At 71.3% G+C, this 1408-nt stretch carries 1 protein-coding gene; it reads left to right on the top strand.

Annotated elements, in window-relative coordinates; translation table 11 throughout:
- Positions 1–1408 (top strand): condensation domain-containing protein (locus ACTIDRAF_RS31350; RefSeq protein ID WP_039789688.1); only part of this gene is annotated, 1408 nt, incomplete at both ends.

Below are 1408 nucleotides of genomic sequence, written 5' to 3'. Positions count from 1 at the left end.
CTTCCACGCGCTCGCCGACCCCACCGGCGCCGCCTACCTCGAGCAGATGACGGCAACGGTCGACAACGTCACCGATCCGGAACTCCTCGCCCAGGCCTGGCAGCGGGTCGTGGACCGGTCGGACGCCATGCGGGTCGCGCTGGAGTGGCGCGGTGTCCCGGAACCGGTGCAGGTCGTCCGGCGTGCCGCCAGGGTTCCCGTCACGCACGCCGACTGGTCCAGCCTGTCCGCGCAGGAGCAGGCCGAGCGCTTGGGGGAAGTCCTCGCGACCGACCGAACCCGGGGCCTCGACGTACGCGTCGCCCCGTTGATGCGGCTCTTCCTCGCCAGGACCGACACCACCAGCGTCCGTCTTGTGTGGACCTTCCACCACGCCCTCCTCGACGGCTGGAGCACCCAGCTGTTCTTCGCGGACGTCTTCGCCGAGTACGCGGAACTCGACGAGCGGCGGCCCGCCGCCCCCGGCGTGCCGCCCAGCCCTGAGCGGACCGCGCGCGACTCCAGTACCGGAAGGGAATCCGAGGACCCTGCCAGGGACCAGGTCACGCGGCGAGGCATCTCGCGCCCTCGGCGCCCCTACCGGGACTACGTGCGCTGGCTGGCCGCGAGGGACCGCCCGGCCGGACTGGACTTCTGGCGGCGTGACCTAGCCGGCTTCGAGGAACCAGTCGCCCTCCCGTGGGACAGTGCTCCCTCCCAGGCGCACCGAGGGCACTCCACCGACAGGGTCCGGGTCCCCCTGGACCCCGGAGTGGCCGCCGAGGCGACCGGTTTCGCACGCTCCCACCGCATCACGGTGAACGCACTGGTCCAGGCGGCCTGGGCCTGGCTGCTGTCGCTGCACGCCGGAACCAGGGATGTGGTCTTCGGGGCCACGGTGTCCGGACGTCCGGCGGACCTGCCGCGGGCGGACGAGATCCTCGGTCTCTTCATCAACACCCTGCCGGTCCGGATCACGGTCGATCCGAGCCGCCCGGTGAGCGAGTGGCTGCGGGACCTCCAGTCCCGACAGGCTGAGGCTCGGCAGTACGACTACGTGGCGTTGAACGACATCGAGACCGACACCCCAGCTGGTAGCGCGCTCTTCGAGAGCCTCGTCGTGTTCGAGAACTACCCGGTGGACGGTGGCACCGCCGTCCGACACGGTCTGGCGATCCGGGACGTGGCGGCGATCGAAGCGACCAACTACCCGCTGACAGTAGTCGCCGCCGCGACCGAGGAGACCCTCGCGCTGGACCTCGCCTACGACCCGGCGCTGTTCCGGCCAGCCACAGCACGACGCTTGGCGGAGCAGCTCGGCGGGCTGATCCGCGGGCTCGTCCGGAATCCCGACGAACTGCTGGGCAACGTTCCCCTCACGGACAGCGCCGAGCGTGCCGAGCTGGTGTCGGCGTGGGCCAGCCCCTCG

Source organism: Actinoalloteichus spitiensis RMV-1378 (assembly GCF_000239155.1).
Lineage (GTDB): Bacteria > Actinomycetota > Actinomycetes > Mycobacteriales > Pseudonocardiaceae > Actinoalloteichus_B > Actinoalloteichus_B spitiensis.
This window is presented reverse-complemented; position numbering and strand designations above follow the sequence as displayed.